A 19,264-nucleotide genomic window follows, 5' to 3' on the forward strand; every position below is an offset into this window, starting at 1 on the left:
GTCGAACCACGTGCCACCCTGGGGGGAGGGAGCACCCCGTGTCACAACCGCGGCTCCGTCGCAGCCCGTTGAGGCCGCCGGCCACCCCTCCTCCCCCGTCGGGTGACGCACGTCCCGGCAGGTTCGTGGGGTGGATCGGGGGCTTCGGCTGCGCGGCGGCGGCCTTCGCGGTGTTCCAGTCCCTGGTGGGCGTGTTGCCGGACTCGATCTCCGGCGACACCGCCCGCTACGGCATCGCGGCGGTCAGCGGCATCGGCACGGGTGTCGCCGCCTGGCTCGCCGCCGCGCTGATCCGGACCAGAGCGGACGCGGACGACCGCACCCGGCTACCGGCTCCGATGGCACCGCGGGCAGCTCCCGCCCCCGGCCCCTTCCCGCAGCTCGCCGCCGCCACCCATGCCACGCTCATCGCCGAACTCGCCACCGTCGACGCCCCGGAGAGCGGCCGCCTCACCGGCTGGGCGCACGCACTCGACGAGCAGACGCAACCGGTGCGGCCCACTCCGACCGGCACGGCGTACGGCCTTCACATCCTGCTCGAACTCGGCGTGCCCGACGGCAGGTTGCGCGCATCGGAACTGGTAGAGACCCTGTGGCGGCTGCGCCTGGCCGACGGCGGCTGGGCCGCACGCTCGCAGGGCTCGACGCCGCGCCCCGAGGTGACAGCCCTGGTTCTCGGGGCGCTCGCGCGGGCGGGCGCGGACCCGGGACGGCTCGCGGAGGAGGCGGCGCAGTGCGTGGCGCGTTTCACCGAGGAGATCGAGCCGTCCGGGCTCGGCAGGACCCACGTCGTGACGACCATGCTGCGTGGCCTGCTGCGCGCGGCGCCGGGCTCCCCCGACCTCGCACGCCTCCGGGCCGAGCTGGTCGACCGGACGGTGACGGATCCCCTGCGTGAGCACCGGCGCTGCTGGGGCCCGGCCCTGCGCGCCCGGGTCACGCGGCCGTCCGCGGTGCACACCGCGCAGGCGGTCGTCGCCCTGGACCGCGCCGCCCGCGTGCTCGGCGAGGACAGCAACACCCGCGCGGCCCGCGAGGACGGCATCCGCTGGCTGCTCGCCTGCCCGGCGCCCGAGCACGGGGACTGCACCGATCTGCGCAACACCCAGGAGGAGGTGCGCCGCCCGCACCCCGTCGACTCCTGGCGCCAGGAGGTGCTCTCCGTACGGCACTTCACCGCCGCCTGGATGATGCGCGCGCTGCTCACGACGAGCGCCTGGGAGATCGCTTCGGAGGAGGGCCGCGAGGACGCGTGGCACGCGCTGGTGGCGGGGGCGGTCGGCGCGGTGTGGCGCCAGCAGGACGCCGGGATCTGGAACTGGGACGGGTACGATCTCGGCCGCCCGATGTGGATGACCTATCAAGGGCTTTCGGCGCTGCGAGCCCATGCCGTATGGATGTATCAGCCGGGCGGATGATCCCCGGCGGCGCGCTCGCGACCGAGGGGAAGAGTGACCGCATGGGTGGTCGGCACGTCGAAAGGGCCCGGCGTCTGCTCGAAGGGGCCCTGGACGCGGCGCTGCCGGAGGAGCGACTGGTGCGAGCGGCGCGCGCGGTCGTCGCCGAACTCGGCTCCCCCGGGCGCCTCTTGGGCCTGGTGGGCGAACTGGCGGCGAGCGGCGGCGCCCCTTCGGAGTGCGCGCTCCTCTCGTACCGCCATGTCCTCGGTTTCGACAAGCTGCTCCTGATCGACGGCGGCCCGCGGCACAAGCTGCGCGCCCACGTCTGGCACCCCGGCCCGCGCTCGGCGGGCCGCGAGGACATCCACAACCACCGTTCGGCGCTCGCCTCTTACGTGGTGCGGGGGACACTCGGCATGGAGCTGTACGAACCCTCGCGCGAGCCGGTGGAGTCCGACTCCGGTGAGAGCGGTCTCGCGGCGTCCTCGTACCGGGAGTCCCTGTCGGACGTTGAGGGCCACTGGCTCCTTGAGCCCGCCGGCCCTGCGCGGCTGCGGCTCACGCAGACGGCGGAGTACGCGGCGGGCAGCGGTTACGGCCTGCCGTCGCACGCCCTGCACCGCGCGTGGTGCGCGTCGGAGGGGACGGCGGTGACCCTGTTCCTGGAGACGGGGGCGGGGCGGCGCCGTTACACGGACGTGTTCGCGGATGTGTTCGCGGACGCGGGCGCGGAGGCCGGAAGGCGCGCGGAGGCGGTCGCCAAGCGGCCGATGGAGGTGGACGAGTATCTGGCGGAGCTGGAGGCGCTGGCGGAACTGATCAGCCGGTGAGACCGGTCAGCCGTCAACCGGTGAAGCTGGTCGGCCGGTGGAACTGATCAGCCGGTGAACGCCTGCCGCACGATGTCCAGGTTGTAGTCGTCGATCTCGACCGTGCCGAGGTCGGCCGGGGCGAGCCACCGGTGCTCCTGGTCGGGGAGCGGCAGAGACACCTCGAAACTCAGCGGTCTGACCAGGAAGTTGTCCTGCCAGTTCTTGACCTCGTGCCCGCGGTACTGACTGACGAAGGACGATTCACCGACCTTGCGGAGCACCTCGCCGAGCAGCCCGGTCTCCTCTTTCAGCTCCCGCAGCACGCCGTCCAGCGGGCTCTCGCCCGGCTCCAGCTTTCCGCAGGGGACGCCCCACACGCGTGGCAGGAACCGCTCGGTCTCGCTGCGCCGCACCAGCAGCACACGCCCCTGGTGCGCCACTACAGCAGCCGCGAGTCGGTTGTCGCTCGGCACGCTCGGCAAGTCCATGGCATCCACCGTAGCGAGGATTCGCGGACCGGGACAGTCACCCGAGGGGCTCCAGCTCTCCCTGATCGAGGCGGTAGGGCGGATAGACGTCCGTGAGCAGCAGGCCATAGGCCAGGACGCGCGCCACCCAGCGGTGCAGACCGATGTTCAGGTCGTACATCCCACGGGGGTAGCGGCCGGTGAACAGCAGCGACACGCCCGCGTAGAAGGCGAGGAGCCCGGCGAGGCCGACGCTGAAGCGGTAGCCGCCCACCAGCAGGGCGACCACGATGAGCTGCGGAACGACAAGGAGCCAGCCCTTGACGAGGACGAGTCCCCTGGAGAGGTGCTCGGGGTAGTCGATGTCCAGGTGGGCCGGGTAGTCGGCGACGTCGCCCAGGGCGAAGGGCGGATAGCGGTCGGTGCCGAGGGATCCGTACGCGTAGTACTCGACACGCCAGCTCCAGCGCAGCACACCGACGTTGTAGTCGAAGAGGACTCGCGGATAGCTGCCGGTGAACAGGACGGCGAAGAAGGCGACGACGGTGACGAGCAGGAAGCCGATCCACAGGAAGAGCAGAACGATGTAGTGCGGGAGCACGAGCAGCCACTTCACCAGCCAGAGCCAGCGGGAAAGACCGGCGTCGTACTGCGTCTCGAGGCGGACCGGACCGACCGGACCGATCGGGTCCTTGCCGAGCGTGGTCGGCGTGGGCATGGCGGACATGGCGGCCAACTCTCCTCGTCCACGTGCACGTACGTGCCTTCCTGCTCACATGTACGACCATGCGGGGTCGGCGGCAAGGAGTGGCGCGGCGTCCGTTTGGCACGGCGTCCGTTTTCTTCAAGACGGGCGGGGAGCGGCTGCCTACGCTGCGAGGCATGAACACGGACATCACACCCCGCTTCGACCTGATCGGCATCGTCGTCTCCGACATGGCCGCGACGCTCGCCTTCTACCGCCGCCTCGGCCTGGAGTTTCCCGAGGGTTCCGAGGACCAGCCGCATGTCGAGGCGACGCTCCCCGGCGGTCTGCGCATCGCGTTCGACACGGAGGAGACCATTCGCTCCTTCACCGAGAACTGGGAGCCGCCGCGGGGCGCGGGCCGCATCGGTCTCGCGTTCCACTGCGCGACCCCGGCGGGCGTCGACACGGCGTACGACGAGCTGGTCGACGCCGGATATCACGGTGAACTCAAGCCGTGGGACGCCTTCTGGGGCCAGCGGTACGCCTCCGTCCTCGACCCGGACGGGAACGGCGTCGACCTGTTCGCGCCGCTCTCTACGCCGTCCGGACCGGCCGCGGGCTGAGCAGCTCCCCCAGCGGCATGCCCGCCAACTCCTTGACGTCGCGCGCCAGATGGGCCTGGTCGGCGAAACCGGCCACGGCCGCCGTCTCCGCGTACGTCAGGCCCCCTCTGGCCAGGGCGAGCGCGCGCTGGAGCCGCAGGACACGGGCAAGTGTCTTGGGCCCGTAGCCGAACGCCGCGAGTGAACGCCGGTGCAGGAGGCGGGCGTTGACGCCGACCTCCTCGGCGGTCGCCGCGACGGACCGCCCCGCGTCCAGCGCCTTCACGACATGGGCGAGCAACGGGTCGGGCGGCTCCGTCCCGACCGCGCGCTCCAGGGCTACGGACTCCAGGACGGCGGCCGGATCGCGCGCCGCGTCCATGCGCTCGGTCAGGCGACGGGCGTCGGCGGAGGGCCACAGGTCGGCGAGGTCGACACGCCGGTCGCGGAGTTCGTGCGCGGGCACGCCGAGGAAGGCGGGGGCGGTGCCGGGGTAGAAACGGATGCCCACGTACCGGGCGGCCGCTTTCGCTTCGGGCCGGTGTGCGCGGGTGTCGGGCCCGGCCACCAAGAGCGTGCCGTCGGCCCACAGCAGATCCATGCAGCCGTCAGGAAGGACGGGGTGGGCGGCGTCGGCCTGACCACCGCTGGTGCGGGTCCACAGGACCGCGCCCGCGACACGGGACGGCCGCTCCGCGTACTCGACGGTCTCGGACGACACGCCTTCAAGGTTACGCCGCTCGGTGACACCCCTCAGTGGCACCCCTCAGTGGCACCGCTCAGTGACACCGCTCAGGGCTACGCGGCCCGTGAGCGGTGCTCCTGCGGGCTGACCCCGTACACCCGCTTGAAGGCGCTGGACAGGGCGAACGCGCTGCCGTACCCGACGCGCCGTGCGATCGCGGCGATCGTCTGCTCGCCGTCCCGCAGCAGGTCGGCGGCGAGCGCGAGCCGCCAGCCCGTCAGGTACGCCATCGGCGGCTCGCCCACGAGCTCGGTGAACCGCCGGGCGAGCGCGGCCCGCGAGACCCCGGCCTTCGCGGCGAGCGCGGCGATCGTCCAGGGGTGGGCGGGGTCGTCCTGGAGCAGCCGGATCGCCTGCCCGACGATCGGGTCCCCCATCGCCCGGTACCAGGCGGGCGCCTCCGCCTCCGGCCTGGAGAACCAGGCCCGCAGCGCGGCGATCATCAGCAGATCGAGCAGCCGGTCGAGCACCACGTCCTGCCCCGGCTCGTCCCTGGCCAACTCGTCGGCGAGCAGCGGGGTGAGCGGGCAGTCCCACACCTCGGTGGGCAGCACGAGGAGCGGGGGCAGCGCGTCCAGGAGCCGTCCGGTGATCTCGCCGCGCGCCGGATAGGTGCCGATCAGCAGCTCGGCGGCGCCGTCGAGCGACTCGCCCCAGGTGCGCAGCCCGAGGTCCTGGTACTGCCCGATCGGCGTGCCGCCGAGGGGTACGCAGCGCTGGCCGGGCTGGATCTCGGCGCGGGGCGGCGTGTCCTTCTCGTCGGCGACGGTGTAGTGGTCGGGGCCGCGCGCGACGGCGACGTCTCCGGGACGGATCAGCTGGGGTTCGGCGTCGTCGGGCTCGATCCAGGCGGTGCCGCGCACCATGATCATGACCGAGAGGGGCGCTTCGTCCGCGATACGGACGGACCAGGGCGGGTCGAAACACGCGCGGATCATGAAGGCTCCTCGCGCGCGCGGGCCCTCCAGCAAGCCTGCGAGTACGTCCATGCCGGAAGCGTAGACGCACGCGTATGGGGGTGAGTCGCTGACGGATGGTTCCTTGTGGCGGGCGGCAGTTGACTGGGACGCATGACGAAGAACGCGTCGCAGACGCAGACGATGACCCTGCTGGTCACGGGCGCTTCCGGCAAGGCAGGACGCCGGGTCGCGCAGGCCGCGGAGGCGGCGGGATTCACGGTGCGGGCCGCTTCGCGGTCGGGGGCGGTGAAGTTCGACTGGTACGACCCCTCGACCTGGGAGGACGCGCTGCGGGGCGCGGACGCGGCGTACCTCGCGTACATGCCGGACGTCGGCGCGCCCGGTGCGGGCGAGGCGGTGGGGGCGCTGGCCCGGCGGGCGGTGGAGCTGGGGGTGCGGCACCTTGTGCTGCTGTCCGCGCGCGGCGAGGACCAGGCGGAGCCCGCCGAGCGGGCGGTGCGGGAGTCCGGGGCTCAGTGGACTGTCGTACGGGCGAGTTGGTTCGCCCAGAACCTGAGCGAGGGGCCGCTCCTCGATGGCATGCGGGCCGGGGAACTGGTGTTCCCCGCCGGGGAAGTGCTCGAACCGTTCATCGACGCGCGGGACATCGCGGATGTGGTGGTGGCGGTGCTGCGCCCTGGCTCGGGCTACGCGGGGCGGGTCGTGGAGATCTCGGGGCCGCGGCTGCTCTCGTTCCGCGGTGCGGTGGCCGAGGTCTCGGCGGCTGCGGGGCGGGAGATCCGGTACGTTCCCGTTTCCGCTCGGGAGTACGGGGGTGCGCTCGCGGAGTACGGGGTGCCGGCCGAGGAGGCGGAGTTCCTGATCGAACTCTTCGAGACGAATCTGGACGGGCGCAACGCGTATCTCTCCGAGGGAGTGCGGGAGGTTCTCGGGCGGGCCCCTCGGGACTTCGGTGAGTTCGCCCGGGAGCAGGCGGAGGCGGGCGTCTGGAAGGGGTGAACTGGCTCCAAAGCCTTGCGCGCCGTCAATCACCGGCTTCGCCGAGTTCGTCCTCAATCGCCCGGACGGGCTGGAATTCCAGCCCGTCCGGGCCCCTACTCCGGCGGCGTCTCCCCGTTCCCCCCAGGCTTCTTCACATGCGTCCGCAGCCGCGAGGAGACGTCGTCCGGAGGCAGGAACCGCGACCACCGCTCGGGGAACTCGGACGGCATGTCCTGGTCGTCGGGGTCCGTGGAAGCCTCCCGCGCGGCGGCGGCGCGGGCCACCACCTCCACCGCACGCGCCTCCCGTATCCGGTCATTGGCCGCTCGCGCGGCAGCCGTGGCGACAGACGGCCACACCCGGTCGATCGCGGCGTTCACCGCGGCCCCCACAAGGACCGCGAACGCCGATACCCCTATCCACAGCAGCACCGCGACCGGCGCCGCCAACGAGCCGTAGATCGTCGGCCCTTCGACCGTGCTCGTCAGGTAGATCCGCAGCAGGAAGCTCCCAAGGACCCACATCCCGAGGGCGACGAGCGCACCGGGCATGTCCTCCACCCAGGGCGACCGCACCGGCACGGACACGTGGTAGAGGGTCGTCAGGAACACCACCGAAAGCAGCGTCACCACCGGCCAGTACAGGACCTGCACCACCGTCGTGGAGCCGGGCACCAGCTTCACCACGGCGTCAGGCCCCGCCACCATCAGCGGCAGCGCCACCGAACCGATCAGCAGCGCCACGATGAACAGGCCGAACGCGAGCAGCCGGGTCTTCACGATGCCGCGCGCGCCGTCCAGGCCGTACATGACCGTGATCGTGTCGATGAAGACGTTCACGGCGCGCGAGCCCGACCAGAGGGCGAACAGGAAACCGATCGAGATGACGTCGGGCCTGCCGACCCGCATGACGTCCTCCAGTATCGGCTGCGCGATCTGGCTGACGCCCTTGTCGGAGAGGACGGTGCGGGACGCTTCGAGGATGTTGTTCTCGACGCTGGCGATGGTGTTCGCGCCGGTCCACCGGTCCACGTACGCGAGCAGACCGATCAGGCTCAGGAGCAGCGGCGGCACGGAAAGCAGGGTGAAGAACGCCGCCTCGGCCGCGAGACCCAGGATCCGGTATTCCACGCATGAGTTGACCGTGTCCTTGAGCAGCAGCCAGGCAGTCCTGCGCTTGGAGACGTTGCTGTAGAGAGCGCGGGCCCGGTTCCAGCGGCCCTTCGGCCTCCCGGGTGTTTCTTTTGCCTGGTGCACCTCCTTACCGTAGCGGCATGGCAGCCAGCACCCACACAGTGACCAACCAGGCTCCGCCCCTGGTGGGATATGACGTCTTTACGTCGGACCGCGCCCTCACCGAGGGAGTCGAGCGGCATCTCGATCCCACGCTTCTCAGTACCGCGCGCGAGCAACTCTCGGAACTCGGGCGCACCGCGGGTTCGGCCCAGGCACGGGAATGGGGGTTTCTGGCCAATGAGAATCCGCCCGTTCTGCACACCCATGACCGCTATGGGAATCGCGTGGACGAAGTCGCCTTCCATCCGGCGTGGCACCGACTGCTCGGCAAGGCGGTGGCGTCGGGGCTGACCGCCGCCTGGTCGCGGCCCGGGGGCCATCTGCGGCGCGCGGCCGGGTTCCTGGTGTGGTCGCAGGTCGAGGCGGGGCACGGCTGTCCGGTGTCGATGACGCACGCGGCGGTGCCCGCGCTGCGGGCCGATCCCGCGCTCGCCGCCGAGTGGGAGCCGCGGCTCACTTCTCCGGTCTACGACGAAGGGCTCAGGCCCGCGTCCCAGAAGGCCGGAGTGCTCTTCGGGATGGGCATGACGGAGAAACAGGGCGGAAGCGATGTGCGCGCGAATACGACACGTGCGCGTGCTCTCGCGGAAGAGGGCGCCTATGAACTCACGGGGCACAAGTGGTTCTGTTCCGCACCTATGTCCGACGGCTTTCTCGTGCTCGGGCAGACCGATGCGGGACTTACCTGCTTTCTTGTGCCGCGCGTGCTGGATGACGGCACCCGTAATGCCTTCGCCATTCAGCGCCTGAAGGACAAACTGGGAAATAAGTCGAATGCGTCCAGCGAAGTCGAGTTCGACGGGACATGGGCGCGCCGGGTCGGCGACGAGGGGCGCGGAGTGCGCACCATCATCGACATGGTGGCGGCCACGCGACTCGACTGCGTCGTGGGCTCGGCGGCGCTCATGCGGCAGGCCGTGGCACAGGCGGTGCACCACGCCACGTACCGCGAGGCGTTCGGCGGCAAGCTCATCGACAAGCCCCTCATGCGCAACGTACTGGCGGATCTGGCCCTGGAGTCGGAGGCGGCCACGACGCTCGCGCTGCGGCTCGCGGCCGCGTACGACGACGGGAGCGAGCAGGAGCGGGCGTTCCTGCGGATCGCCGTGCCGGCCGCGAAGTACTGGGTGACCAAGCGCTGCACGCCGCTCGTGGTGGAGGCCCTCGAAGTCCTCGGCGGCAATGGATACGTCGAGGAGTCGGGGATGCCGCGGCTGCTTCGCGAGTCGCCGCTCAACTCGATCTGGGAGGGCTCGGGGAACGTACAGGCCCTTGATGTGCTGCGTGCGTTGCAGCGGGAGCCGCAGGCGCTGAACGCCTTCCTCCAGGAGGTCGGCAGCGCGCGCGGCGCCGATCACCGCCTGGACGGCGCGATCAAGGCGCTGCTCACCGAACTGGCCGACCTGGACGGCATCGAGGCGCGGGCCCGTCGGCTCGTGGAGCGGATGGCGCTGGTGCTCCAGGGTTCGCTGCTCGTGCGGTACGCGCCCGCGGAGGTCGCCGACGCGTTCTGTGCCTCGCGGCTCGGCGGGGACTGGGGCTCGGCGTTCGGGACGCTGCCGCACACGCTCGACCTGGCCGCCGTGGTGGAGCGGGCGGCGCCCGGCGGCGACGGGACCCAGTAGGTGGGACGCAGCAGGCGGGAGGGAGTAGGCGGGATGGAGCAGCGGGGGTGATGCCGCGCCGACACGGCGTCACCCCCGCCTCAAGCCCCGATGAGGAGCGTCGACGCCGCGTGAACGGCGTCGGCATCAGCTTCGGCCGCCGCATGCCTGTTCGCGAGGGTTGCAGACGGTTGCAAGTCGGCGGCTGCGGCTGCGGCTGGTCACTCTCACTGAACTACGTCGGTTCATCACTGAATCGACACCTTTGCGGGCGCCGAAGGGGCACGATGGGCGGATGCCCCCGACGCACTGGCTCTGCTCGGGAAGGACCCAGTGATGGAAGCGACTTCGACGCTCGACCTCGCGAGGATCTCGACCATGGACTGCACACAGGCCGCGCGACTGCTCGCGAGCGTCCGTCACGCGACGCTCGCCGGGCGGCGGCCGCGCGTGTTGCCCCGTCCGGTGATCGAGGAGTCCTGGGAGCGCATGCTGCTCGGCGGGGTCGATCCGGACCGCGACTTCCGTTCACGGCTGCTCGGCGTCGAGGAGCTGGAGGAGCGCCGCCGTACATCGCCGCTGGTCGAGATCATGCCGGTGCTGCGCGACGCGCTCGTCTCGGTGGCGGACGCGGCGCACCACATCATGGTCGTCTGCGACGCCGACGGCCGGGTCCTGTGGCGCGAGGGCCACTCCACGGTGCTGCGCAAGGCGGACTCGCTCGGTTTCGAACTGGGCGCGGACTGGAGCGAGGGCGTCGTCGGCACGAACGGGATAGGGACACCGCTCGTCGTACGTCGGCCCGTACATGTGTTCTCCGCCGAGCACTTCGTGGAGACGCACCACGCGTGGACCTGCATGGGCTCGCCCATCGTCGATCCCCGTGACGGCCGCCTCCTCGGTGTGGTCGACATCAGCGGCCCGCTGAACACGATGCATCCGGCGACGCTCGCCCTGGTCGACGCGGTGGCGAAGCTCGCCGAGGCCAGGCTGCGGGAGAACCACGTGACGGCGCTCGACCGGCTGCGTTCGGTGGCGGCGCCGGTCCTCGCCCGCCTGGACGGGCGTGCCGTCGCGGTGGACTCCCGCGGGTGGACCGCGGCGGTCACGGGAATGCCGCACACGGACCGGCTCTCCCTGCCCAAATCCATGGCGGCGGGCCGTACGTGGCTGCCCTCGCTCGGCACCTGCGCGGTGGAGCCGCTGCCCGGCGGCTGGCTGCTGCGGGTGGACGAGGATCCGCAGCCCCTGGCCGCGACCCGCGTCATCCTGGACGTGAGCGGGCTGCGCCGCTGGTCGGTCACCGTGGAGGGCGGTGGCGCGGGCGGCTGGACCCATGAACTGAGCCCGCGCCACGCCGAACTGCTCTATCTCCTCAGCGCCCACCGCGAGGGCCGCAGCGCTTCGGGCCTCGCCGAGGACATGTTCGGCGACCCGGCGCGCACGGTGACGGTCCGCGCCGAACTCTCCCGGGTCCGCCGCTACTTGGGCGGCCTCCTGGCCCACCGCCCCTACCGCTTCCCCGAGGACGTGGACGTGGAGGTGATCCTGCCCGAGCACCCGGCGAACCTGCTGCCGCATTCGACGGCGCCCGCGGTGCGGGAGGCACGGAGAGTGGCGGAGCCTTGAGTGCCGGAGTGCCGGAGTGCCGGAGTGCCGTCGCGAAGGCTTCGAAAGCTTCGCGTGCCGCTACGCCACCGCCCTCGCGTGACGCGTCACCATCGCGGGCGGCCTCCCGATCCCCATCTGCACCCCGGCTCACGGAACCGCCTTCGACCTGGTGGTGCGGCCGGCGCGCCGCTGAGGCCCGGGGGCTTGGGGGGGGGCTCGGGGTACCCGCCTTGGCCGGTACCCCCGCCCCGTGATTCTCTGACCGGCATGAGCCTCACTGTCACCACGTGGTCCCTGGAGCAGACCGCTCCCAGCGATCTACAGCCGGCCGCCGCTCCCGACGGCGACGTCACGATCGTCCGGGCCGAGATCCCCTCCCCCGAGTTCAGCCGCTTCCTCTACGCCTCCGTCGGCGGCGACATCCGCTGGATCGACCGGCTCTCCCTGACGTACGCGCAGTGGCAGGAGCATCTGACGAAGCCCGGCGTCGAGACCTGGGTCGCGTACGACAAGGGGACGCCCGCCGGGTATGTGGAGCTGGCGGCGCGGGATGACGGTGACGTCGAGGTCGTGTACTTCGGGCTCATCCCGGCCTTCCGGGGGCGGCGGATCGGTGGGCATCTGCTCTCGTACGGGGTGCGGCGGGCCTGGGACCTGGCGGAGCGGTGGCCGGAGCTGCCCCCGACCAAGCGGGTGTGGGTGCACACCTGCTCCAAGGACGGGGAGCACGCGATGGGCAATTACCTTCGGCGCGGTTTCAAGCTGTTCGACACGGAGGTCTCGCAGGAGCGGGACGTACCTACGCCTGGACCCTGGCCCGGGGCGTAGCGCAGCCTCCGCGCGGGGGGGTGCGATATTTGACTGCGGGTCCGGTTGTGGCTGGGCGCGCAGTTCCCCGCGCCCCTTCAGGGCACCATCATTGGTCCAGGGTTGAGTGATCGAAGCCACACCATCTCGCATCGCGAGACCGACACGTCCACATTTTGGATAATGGTGGACTGGGCCGAAAGTCCCGTGACACGCTTCCGTCATGGATCGCACTGGAATTGCCTTGGTGAGTCGACGCCACGTCGATCTCTGCCGCATGTCCAGCGCCATGTGTCCGGCGAGCTGACAGCACCAGCGCCGACGACTTCCCTTTCCTGACCACCCTAAAGCGCACCGCCGCGCCTCCTGCGCGAAGTGTGCAGGTCAGCCCAGCCCTCAGCCCGCCTTGAAGGACGTATAGCCATGGCTGCCACCCCTGAAAAACCCACGACTGCCGCGCCCCGGCGCAAGGCGAGCCGTCACCGTGGTGAGGGCCAGTGGGCCGTTGGCCACTTCACGCCGTTGAACGGCAACGAACAGTTCAAGAAGGACGACGACGGTCTCAATGTGCGGACACGCATTGAGACGATCTACTCCAAGCGCGGCTTCGATTCCATCGACCCGAACGACCTTCGCGGGCGTATGCGCTGGTGGGGTCTTTACACCCAGCGTCGGCAGGGCATCGACGGCGGCAAGACCGCGGTCCTGGAGCCGGAAGAGCTGGACGACGAGTACTTCATGCTGCGGGTGCGCATCGACGGCGGGCGTCTCACCACCGAGCAGCTGCGCGTCGTCGGCGAGATCTCGCAGGAGTTCGCGCGCGGCACGGCCGATCTCACGGACCGGCAGAACGTCCAGTACCACTGGATCCGCATCGAGGACGTTCCCGCGATCTGGGAGCGGCTCGAAGCCGTCGGGCTCTCCACCACCGAGGCCTGCGGTGACACTCCCCGCGTCATCCTCGGCTCGCCCGTCGCCGGTGTCGCCGAGAACGAGATCATCGACGGCTCCCCCGCCATCGACGAGATCCAGCGCCGCTTCATCGGCAACCCCGAGTTCTCGAACCTGCCGCGCAAGTTCAAGACGGCGATCTCCGGTTCCCCTCAGCTCGACGTGGCGCACGAGATCAACGACGTCGCCTTCGTCGGGGTCGACCACCCCGAGCACGGGCCCGGCTTCGACCTCTGGGTCGGCGGCGGCCTCTCCACCAACCCCAAGCTGGGGGTGCGGCTCGGCGCCTGGGTGCCGCTGGAGGAGGTGCCGGACGTATGGACCGGCGTCATCGGCATCTTCCGTGACTACGGCTACCGGCGCCTGCGCACCCGTGCCCGGTTGAAGTTCCTCGTCGCCGACTGGGGTCCCGAGAAGTTCCGGCAGATCCTTCAGGACGAGTACCTGGGGCGCGAGCTCATCGACGGACCCGCGCCCGAGCAGCCCGCCGGAACCTGGCGCGACCACCTCGGCGTCCACAAGCAGAAGGACGGCCGCTTCTACGTCGGCTTCGCCCCCCGCGTCGGCCGCGTGGACGGCGCGACGCTCACGAAGATCGCCGATGTCGCCGCCGCCCACGGCTCTGGACGCCTGCGGACCACCGCCGAGCAGAAGATGATCGTGCTCGACGTGGAAGAGGCGCAGGTCGAGTCGCTCGTGGCGGGGCTTGAGGCCCTGGATCTGCGGGTCACTCCCTCCCCCTTCCGGCGGGGCACGATGGCCTGCACCGGCATCGAGTTCTGCAAGCTGGCGATCGTCGAGACCAAGGTGCGCGGCTCCACGCTCATCGATGAACTGGAGCGCCGCATCCCGCAGTTCGACCAGCCGATCACCATCAACATCAACGGCTGCCCGAACGCCTGCGCCCGTATCCAGGTCGCAGACATCGGCCTCAAGGGCCAGCTCGTCCTGGACGGCGAGGGCAACCAGGTCGAGGGCTTCCAGGTGCACCTGGGCGGCGCGCTCGGCCTTGAGGCCGGTTTCGGCCGCAAGGTCCGTGGCCTGAAGGTCACTTCGGCCGAGCTGCCCGACTACGTCGAGCGGGTCCTGACCCGGTTCCAGGACGAGCGCGCGGACGACGAGCGCTTCGCCACCTGGGTGGCCCGCGCCAGCGAGGAGGCACTGAAGTGAGCGAGCGAGCCGCCCCCTTCCACTGCCCCTACTGCGGTGACGAGGACCTGCGCCCCAACGAGACCGGTCACGGCGCGTGGGAATGCGCCGCGTGCAATCGAGCCTTCCAGTTGAAGTTCCTCGGGCTGCTCGCCCAGGGAGTTCAGCGCAACAGCGGTGGAGGGGAAGAGATATGACGGCTGTTCAGGCTCAGGAGCAGCGTACGAACGACGAGTTGAAGGCTCTCGCCGAGCAGGCCGGGCGGGATCTGGAGGACGCGTCCGCCCTGGAGATCCTCCAGTGGGCCCTGGACACCTTCGGTGAGCGCTTCTGCGTGACCTCCTCCATGGAGGACGCCGTCGTCGCCCATCTCGCCTCGCGGGCCCGCCCCGGCGTGGACGTCGTGTTCCTCGACACCGGCTACCACTTCCCCGAGACCATCGGCACCCGTGACGCCGTCGCCGCCGTGATGGACGTCAACGTCATCACGCTCACGCCGAAGCAGTCGGTCGCCGAGCAGGACGCCGAGTTCGGCGCGAAGCTGCACGACCGCGACCCCGACCTGTGCTGCGCCATGCGGAAGGTCAAGCCCCTTGAGGAGGGCCTGACCTCGTACGCCGCATGGGCGACGGGTCTGCGCCGCGACGAGTCCCCGACCCGGGCCAACACCCCGGTCGTCGGCTGGGACGAGAAGCGCCAGAAGGTCAAGGTCTCGCCGATCGCCCGCTGGACGCAGGACGACGTGGACGCCTACGTCGACGAGCACGGTGTCCTCACCAACCCCCTCCTCATGGACGGCTACGGCTCCGTGGGCTGCGCGCCCTGCACCCGCCGTCTCCTGGAGGGCGAGGACGCCCGCGCCGGGCGCTGGTCGGGCAACGCCAAGACCGAGTGCGGGATCCATTGATGACAGAGCCTCAGCAGACCGGGCCTCAGCGGGCCACCGGTCCCCGGAACGCATCGGAGAAGCACGTGACCACCGGAGCCACCATCTGGCTCACCGGGCTGCCCAGCGCGGGCAAGACCACCATCGCGTACGAACTCGCGGACAAGCTGCGCGGTGAGGGCCACCAGGTGGAGGTGCTCGACGGCGACGAGATCCGCGAGTTCCTCTCGGCGGGCCTCGGCTTCAGCCGCGCGGACCGGCACACCAACGTGCAGCGCATCGGCTTCGTCGCCGAACTGCTCGCCCGTAACGGCGTGAAGGTCCTGGTGCCGGTGATCGCGCCGTTCGCGGACAGCCGTGAGGCGGTGCGCGGACGCCACCAGAAGGGCGGCACGCCCTACCTGGAGGTCCATGTGGCCACGCCGGTCGAGGTCTGCTCCGTACGCGACGTGAAGGGTCTGTACGCCAAGCAGGCGGCCGGCGAGATCTCCGGTCTCACCGGGGTCGACGACCCCTACGAGGCGCCCGAGTCACCCGATCTGCGCATCGAGTCCCAGGACCAGACCGTGCAGGAGTCCGCGGCGGCCTTGCGCGCGCTGCTCATCGAAAGGGGTCTGGCATGACGACCACCGTGGCCACCGTGAGCGAGGGCACCGACAGCCCGTACGCGCTCAGTCACCTGGACTCCCTGGAGTCCGAGGCGGTGCACATCTTCCGCGAGGTGGCGGGGGAGTTCGAGCGGCCGGTGATCCTTTTCTCCGGCGGCAAGGACTCGATCCTCATGCTGCACCTGGCGCTCAAGGCCTTCGCCCCCGCGGCGATCCCCTTCTCGCTCCTGCACGTCGACACCGGGCACAACTTCCCCGAGGTCCTGGAGTACCGCGACCGCGTGGTCGCCGAGCACGGGCTCCGTCTGCACGTCGCCTCCGTGCAGGAGTACATCGACGCGGGCAAGCTGCGCGAGCGCCCCGACGGCACCCGCAACCCGCTGCAGACCGTCCCGCTCACCGAGAAGATCCAGAGCGAGAAGTTCGACGCGGTGTTCGGCGGCGGGCGCCGTGACGAGGAGAAGGCCCGCGCGAAGGAGCGGGTGTTCTCCCTGCGGGACGAGTTCTCGCAGTGGGACCCGCGCCGCCAGCGCCCCGAGCTGTGGCAGCTCTACAACGGCCGCCACGCCCCCGGCGAACACGTCCGCGTCTTCCCGATCTCCAACTGGACCGAGCTGGACGTCTGGCAGTACATCGCCCGCGAGGGCATCGAGCTCCCCGAGATCTACTTCGCGCACGAACGGGACGTCTTCCAGCGCTCCGGCATGTGGCTGACCGCCGGTGAATGGGGCGGCCCCAAGGACGGCGAGACGACTCAGAAGCGGCTCGTGCGCTACCGCACGGTCGGCGACATGTCCTGCACCGGCGCCGTCGACTCCGACGCCACCACGCTGGACGCCGTCATCACCGAGATCGCCGCTTCGCGACTGACCGAGCGAGGCGCCACCCGCGCCGACGACAAGATGTCCGAGGCCGCGATGGAAGACCGCAAGCGCGAGGGGTACTTCTAAACATGACCAGCACCACCGAACCCGACAAGGCGCAGCCGCTCTCCAACGAGCAGCTGTCGGCCACCACCCTGCTGCGGTTCGCCACCGCCGGGTCCGTCGACGACGGCAAGTCCACCCTCGTGGGACGGCTCCTGCACGACTCCAAGTCGGTCCTCACCGACCAGCTCGAAGCCGTGGAGCGCGCCTCCGCCAGCCGCGGTGCCGGGGCCCCCGACCTGGCGCTGCTCACCGACGGCCTGCGGGCCGAGCGCGAGCAGGGCATCACCATCGACGTGGCGTACCGGTACTTCGCGACGCCCCGGCGCCGGTTCATCCTCGCCGACACCCCGGGCCACGTGCAGTACACCCGGAACATGGTCACCGGCGCGTCGACGGCGGACCTCGCCGTGGTCCTCGTGGACGCCCGCAACGGCGTCATCGAGCAGACCCGCCGCCACGCCGCCGTCGCCGCGCTGCTGCGCGTCCCGCACGTGGTGCTCGCCGTGAACAAGATGGACCTCGTGGAGTACGAGGAGACCGTCTTCGCGAAGATCGCCGAGGAATTCACCGCGTACGCGAGCGAGTTGGGCGTCCCGGAGATCACCGCGATCCCGATCTCGGCGCTCGCCGGCGACAATGTCGTCGAGCCGTCGTCGAACATGGACTGGTACGGCGGCCCCACCGTCCTCGAACACCTGGAGACGGTCCCGGTCAGCCACGACCTGACCTCCTGCCACGCGCGCCTGCCCGTCCAGTACGTGATCCGTCCGCAGACCGCCGAGCACCCCGACTACCGGGGCTACGCGGGACAGATCGCGGCGGGCACCTTCCGGGTCGGCGAGTCCGTGACCGTGCTGCCCTCGGGCAAGACGTCGAAGATCGCCGGCATCGACCTGCTCGGCGAGCCGGTGGACGTCGCCTGGACGCCGCAGTCCGTGACGCTGCTCCTGGAGAGCGACATCGACATCGCGCGCGGCGACCTGATCGTGCCGAGCGGCGACCAGCCGCCGATCTCGCAGGACCTCACGGCGACGGTCTGCCATGTCGCGGACACCGCCCTTGCCGTCGGTCAGCGGGTGCTGCTCAAGCACACCACCCGCACGGTCAAGGCGATCGTCAAGGACATCCCCTCGCGGCTCACCCTGGACGACCTCTCCCAGCACCCGGCACCCGGAGAGCTGGTCGCCAACGACATCGGCCGCGTCGTCATCCGCACCGCCGAGCCGATCGCGGTCGACGCGTACGCCGCCTCGCGCCGCACCGGCTCCTTCCTCCTGATCGACCCGGCCGACGGCACGACGCTCGCGGCGGGCATGGCGGGCGACGCGTTCGCCACCACCGCCGAGACGGCCGAGGAGACCACGAAGGCCGCGGACGACGAGGGTTGGGACTTCTGACATGATCTCGACCGACTATTTCTCGACCTTCGCGAAGGAGGGCGGCCGTGTCGGCAGCGGTGCCCTCGGCAGCGGACAGGGCGGGGTCGGGCGATGTCGCGACGTGACGCCTCCAGCGGGGAGGGGGCACGCGCACCGCTCGCGCGCCCACACCCCTCGCGAGTCCGACCTGCGAAGACGAAAACCTGCCGATCTCCCGGCCACGCCCTGAGGGCGTGAGAGCCGGGCCAACGAGGGGACCACCTCCCGTGCCTGCCAGCTTCCGCGCACCACGTACCACCGGCGGCCGCCGTGCCCTTGCCGCCGTCACCGCCCTGCCCCTGCTCGCCGTAGTGCTCACCTCCTGCGGCTACGGATCCGACTCGAAGGACGAGAACGACAAGGCGGAGGTGGCTTCCGGCGCCAAGAAGATCGAGGGCCTGGACGAGGTGAAGATCGGGTACTTCCCGAACCTCACGCACGCCACCGCCCTGGTCGGCGACCAGGAGGGCCTGTTCCAGAAGGAACTGGGCGCGACGAAGGCCAAGTACACGCAGTTCAACGCGGGCCCGTCGGAGATCGAGGCGCTGAACTCGAAGTCCATCGACATCGGCTGGATCGGCCCGTCGCCCTCGATCAACGGCTACACCAAGTCCCAGGGCAAGAACCTGCGCATCATCGGCGGCTCGGCGTCCGGTGGCGTGAAGCTGGTGGTCAACCCCAAGAAGATCAAGTCCCTGGACGACGTCAAGGGCAAGAAGATCGCGACGCCTCAGCTCGGCAACACCCAGGACGTGGCCTTCCTCAACTGGATCAAGGAAAAGGGCTGGAAGGTCGACGCGGAGAGCGGCAAGGGCGACGTCTCGGTGGTCCGCACCGACAACAAGATCACCCCTGACGCCTACAAGTCCGGCTCCGTCGACGGCGCCTGGGTGCCCGAGCCGACCGCGTCGAAGCTGGTCGCCGAGGGCGGCAAGGCCATCCTCGACGAGTCCGACCTGTGGCCGGACAAGAAGTTCGTGATCACGAACATCATCGTGTCGCAGTCGTTCCTCAAGGAGCACCCGAAGGTCGTCGAGGCCGTCCTGCGCGGTTCGGTGAAGACCAACCAGTGGATCAAGGACAACCCCGAGAAGGCGAAGGCCTCCGCCAACGCGTCGCTCAAGGAGGCGTCCGGCAAGGAGCTGCCGCCCGAGGTGATCGACCCGGCGTGGAAGTCCATCCAGACCACGGACGACCCGCTGGCCGCCACGCTCGACACCGAGGCGGAGCACGCGGTCAAGGCCGGTCTCCTGGACAAGCCGAACCTCAAGGGCATCTACGACCTGAGGCCCCTGAACAAGGTCCTCAAGGCCGAGGGCAAGTCCGCCGTCGACGACGCCGGTCTCGGCGTCAAGTAACCCCGGAATCAGACCAGTTCCCAGGAGGTGACG

20 protein-coding genes are annotated in these 19,264 nt (G+C 70.4%); 15 read left to right on the top strand and 5 right to left on the bottom strand.

Annotated elements, in window-relative coordinates; all coding sequences use genetic code 11:
* Window positions 1-125 precede the first annotated feature (125 nt).
* Window positions 126-1,418, top strand: a complete 1,293-nt coding sequence (locus ACZ5CR_RS31635) for a hypothetical protein (RefSeq protein WP_468863718.1) — start codon at window positions 126-128, stop codon at window positions 1,416-1,418.
* A 41-nt stretch (window positions 1,419-1,459) separates the two neighbouring features.
* Window positions 1,460-2,230 carry a hypothetical protein gene (locus tag ACZ5CR_RS31640; RefSeq protein WP_468863864.1) on the top strand — a complete coding sequence of 257 codons (771 nt, stop codon included), beginning with the start codon at window positions 1,460-1,462 and terminating at the stop codon, window positions 2,228-2,230.
* 47 nt (window positions 2,231-2,277) lie between these two features.
* Here ACZ5CR_RS31640 and ACZ5CR_RS31645 read toward each other — a convergent pair whose 3' ends face one another.
* Complete coding sequence (locus ACZ5CR_RS31645) at window positions 2,278-2,700, bottom strand: NUDIX hydrolase (RefSeq protein WP_468863721.1); 423 nt, start codon at window positions 2,698-2,700, stop codon at window positions 2,278-2,280.
* Between the two features lie 37 nt (window positions 2,701-2,737).
* Window positions 2,738-3,406, bottom strand: a complete 669-nt coding sequence (locus tag ACZ5CR_RS31650) for a DUF4389 domain-containing protein (RefSeq protein WP_468863722.1) — start codon at window positions 3,404-3,406, stop codon at window positions 2,738-2,740.
* Between the two features lie 155 nt (window positions 3,407-3,561).
* Between ACZ5CR_RS31650 and ACZ5CR_RS31655 the strand changes: the two genes are divergently transcribed.
* The gene (locus tag ACZ5CR_RS31655) at window positions 3,562-3,990 is read left to right on the top strand and encodes a VOC family protein (RefSeq protein WP_468863725.1); all 429 of its coding nucleotides are present in this window, start codon (window positions 3,562-3,564) and stop codon (window positions 3,988-3,990) included.
* Here ACZ5CR_RS31655 and ACZ5CR_RS31660 read toward each other — a convergent pair.
* Together ACZ5CR_RS31660 and ACZ5CR_RS31665 are read right to left on the bottom strand one after the other, a co-directional pair.
* A complete protein-coding gene (locus tag ACZ5CR_RS31660; RefSeq protein WP_468863727.1) occupies window positions 3,962-4,690 on the bottom strand; it encodes a DUF6597 domain-containing transcriptional factor in 729 nt (242 codons plus the stop codon). The genes ACZ5CR_RS31655 and ACZ5CR_RS31660 overlap by 29 nt on opposite strands.
* Before the next feature lie 77 nt (window positions 4,691-4,767).
* Window positions 4,768-5,703, bottom strand: coding sequence for an AraC family transcriptional regulator (locus ACZ5CR_RS31665; protein ID WP_468863730.1), 936 nt, complete (start codon window positions 5,701-5,703; stop codon window positions 4,768-4,770).
* An 81-nt stretch (window positions 5,704-5,784) separates the two neighbouring features.
* Here ACZ5CR_RS31665 and ACZ5CR_RS31670 point away from each other — a divergent pair, with 81 nt between their 5' ends.
* A complete protein-coding gene (locus ACZ5CR_RS31670; RefSeq protein ID WP_468863732.1) occupies window positions 5,785-6,633 on the top strand; it encodes an NmrA family NAD(P)-binding protein in 849 nt (282 codons plus the stop codon).
* A gap of 95 nt (window positions 6,634-6,728) precedes the next feature.
* Here the strand turns inward: ACZ5CR_RS31670 and ACZ5CR_RS31675 are convergent, their stop codons facing one another.
* A complete protein-coding gene (locus ACZ5CR_RS31675) occupies window positions 6,729-7,871 on the bottom strand; it encodes a YihY/virulence factor BrkB family protein (protein ID WP_383282632.1) in 1,143 nt (380 codons plus the stop codon).
* Window positions 7,872-7,888: 17 nt separating this feature from the next.
* On the opposite strand from ACZ5CR_RS31675, the gene ACZ5CR_RS31680 reads away from it, so the two are divergent.
* From ACZ5CR_RS31680 to ACZ5CR_RS31730, 11 genes are all read left to right on the top strand, one after another.
* Window positions 7,889-9,535 (top strand): acyl-CoA dehydrogenase family protein, encoded by a 1,647-nt coding sequence (locus tag ACZ5CR_RS31680; RefSeq protein WP_468863734.1) that lies wholly within the window; start codon window positions 7,889-7,891, stop codon window positions 9,533-9,535.
* A gap of 315 nt (window positions 9,536-9,850) precedes the next feature.
* Window positions 9,851-11,143, top strand: coding sequence for a GAF domain-containing protein (locus ACZ5CR_RS31685; protein WP_468863737.1), 1,293 nt, complete (start codon window positions 9,851-9,853; stop codon window positions 11,141-11,143).
* Window positions 11,144-11,392: 249 nt separating this feature from the next.
* Window positions 11,393-11,953, top strand: coding sequence for a GNAT family N-acetyltransferase (locus ACZ5CR_RS31690; RefSeq protein WP_468863739.1), 561 nt, complete (start codon window positions 11,393-11,395; stop codon window positions 11,951-11,953).
* A 202-nt stretch (window positions 11,954-12,155) separates the two neighbouring features.
* Entirely contained in the window at window positions 12,156-12,239 is an 84-nt protein-coding gene (locus ACZ5CR_RS31695) for a putative leader peptide (protein WP_323178717.1), read from the top strand.
* A gap of 116 nt (window positions 12,240-12,355) precedes the next feature.
* Complete coding sequence (locus ACZ5CR_RS31700; protein ID WP_468863741.1) at window positions 12,356-14,053, top strand: nitrite/sulfite reductase; 1,698 nt, start codon at window positions 12,356-12,358, stop codon at window positions 14,051-14,053.
* The gene (locus ACZ5CR_RS31705) at window positions 14,050-14,229 is read left to right on the top strand and encodes a hypothetical protein (protein ID WP_344518628.1); all 180 of its coding nucleotides are present in this window, start codon (window positions 14,050-14,052) and stop codon (window positions 14,227-14,229) included. Before ACZ5CR_RS31700 ends, ACZ5CR_RS31705 begins: the two co-directional genes overlap by 4 nt.
* The gene (locus tag ACZ5CR_RS31710) at window positions 14,226-14,939 is read left to right on the top strand and encodes a phosphoadenylyl-sulfate reductase (protein ID WP_468863745.1); all 714 of its coding nucleotides are present in this window, start codon (window positions 14,226-14,228) and stop codon (window positions 14,937-14,939) included. Before ACZ5CR_RS31705 ends, ACZ5CR_RS31710 begins: the two co-directional genes overlap by 4 nt.
* Complete coding sequence (cysC, locus tag ACZ5CR_RS31715) at window positions 14,939-15,541, top strand: adenylyl-sulfate kinase (RefSeq protein WP_468863747.1); 603 nt, start codon at window positions 14,939-14,941, stop codon at window positions 15,539-15,541. Before ACZ5CR_RS31710 ends, cysC begins: the two co-directional genes overlap by 1 nt.
* Window positions 15,538-16,476 (top strand): sulfate adenylyltransferase subunit CysD, encoded by a 939-nt coding sequence (gene cysD, locus ACZ5CR_RS31720; protein WP_468863750.1) that lies wholly within the window; start codon window positions 15,538-15,540, stop codon window positions 16,474-16,476. The genes cysC and cysD overlap by 4 nt, the downstream gene beginning before the upstream one ends.
* Before the next feature lie 2 nt (window positions 16,477-16,478).
* Complete coding sequence (locus ACZ5CR_RS31725) at window positions 16,479-17,852, top strand: sulfate adenylyltransferase subunit 1 (RefSeq protein ID WP_468863753.1); 1,374 nt, start codon at window positions 16,479-16,481, stop codon at window positions 17,850-17,852.
* A gap of 248 nt (window positions 17,853-18,100) precedes the next feature.
* Window positions 18,101-19,231, top strand: a complete 1,131-nt coding sequence (locus tag ACZ5CR_RS31730; RefSeq protein ID WP_468863756.1) for an ABC transporter substrate-binding protein — start codon at window positions 18,101-18,103, stop codon at window positions 19,229-19,231.
* Window positions 19,232-19,264 lie beyond the last annotated feature (33 nt).

Source organism: Streptomyces sp. NPDC031274 (genome assembly GCF_055570235.1).